At 62.1% G+C, this 1,286-nt stretch carries 2 protein-coding genes; both read left to right on the top strand.

The features are described from left to right. On the top strand, positions 1-954 hold a 954-nt coding region (locus EOA13_RS37100; RefSeq protein ID WP_127298041.1), incomplete at its 5' end, for an aldehyde dehydrogenase family protein. A 71-nt stretch (positions 955-1,025) separates the two neighbouring features. Then, positions 1,026-1,286: flavin reductase family protein (locus tag EOA13_RS37095; protein WP_164780629.1), on the top strand; the 261-nt coding region annotated here is incomplete at its 3' end.

The raw sequence follows: 1,286 nt of genomic DNA, 5'->3' as shown, positions 1-1,286 counted from the left end.
CTCGGACCTGCTGTCGCCGCGGGATGCTCCATCATCATCAAGGGACCTGAGGAAGCGCCCGGTGCTGGCGCGGCTCTGTTCAAGTGCCTGGAAGACGCAGGCTTCCCGGCAGGTGTTGTGAACCTCGTCTTCGGCATCCCGTCGGAGGTGAGCGAGTATCTCGTACCCCACCCTACAATCCGGAAGGTGTCTTTCACCGGGTCGGTCGGAGTCGGCAAATATCTCGCCTCGCTGGCGGGCAGCCATATGAAGCGCGTCACCATGGAACTTGGTGGTCATGCACCTGTGATCATCGCCGACGATGCTGATATAGAGACGGCGACGACCGCCCTTGTCGCTTCGAAGTTCCGGAATGCCGGTCAAGTCTGCATTTCGCCTACGCGGTTCCTCATCCAGGAAAAGGTGCACGACGAGTTTGTCGACGTCTTCGTGCGCAAGACTTCGGCACTCAAGATCGGCGACGGCCTCGCCGACGGCACCCAAATGGGTCCGCTCATCAGCGCCAAGCGCCGCTCCGCGGTCGAAAGCCTCATCGAAGACGCAGTGTCCAAGGGCGCGAAGGTCGCCACGGGTGGCGAGCGGCTTAAGAACGCGGGCTTCTTCTATGCGCCGACTGTTCTTACTGGCGTGACCTCGGAAATGCGGGCGATGAACGAAGAGCCATTCGGTCCTGTCGCGCTCGTGCGCTCATTTGCTGACCTCGAAGACGCGATCGAGGAAAGCAGCCGGCTGCCATTCGGCCTCGGCTCCTACGCCTGGACTCGCAGCGCCAAGACCGCTCGTCGGCTGGCGCAGGGCGTCCAAGCAGGGATGCTCAGCATTAACCACATCGGACTCGGGCTGCCCGAGACTCCCTATGGCGGTGTCCGGGACTCCGGCTACGGCTATGAGGGCGGGATCGAGGCCTTGGAAGGCTATATGACCACCCGGTTCGTGACCCACGACATGAACTGACATCGCGGCTCCCCAAACACGCAAATAAAAGGAGCAGGGGAATGATAAACTCAGACGACTTCCGAGAGGCCATGCAGCGATTTGCAGGTCCAGTCACCGCGATCACGACGATCGAGGACGGCATGCCGTGCGGCCTGATGGCCACTGCGGTTTGCAGCTTGTCCGCGGACCCGCCGTCCCTCGTCGCCTGCATCAATAAGACGGCGACGGCACACGATACGATCCTCCGGCAACGTTTCTTCGGAGTGTCCGTCTTGCCGGATACGCTGAAGGCCTTCGCCGATCACTTCGCCCGCGCCAAGGGAGCCGACCGCTTCGAGGGGGCGCTTTGG

It is taken from the genome of Mesorhizobium sp. M7A.F.Ca.US.011.01.1.1 (assembly GCF_003998295.1).
Taxonomy (GTDB): Bacteria; Pseudomonadota; Alphaproteobacteria; order Rhizobiales; family Rhizobiaceae; genus Mesorhizobium.
This window is presented reverse-complemented; position numbering and strand designations above follow the sequence as displayed.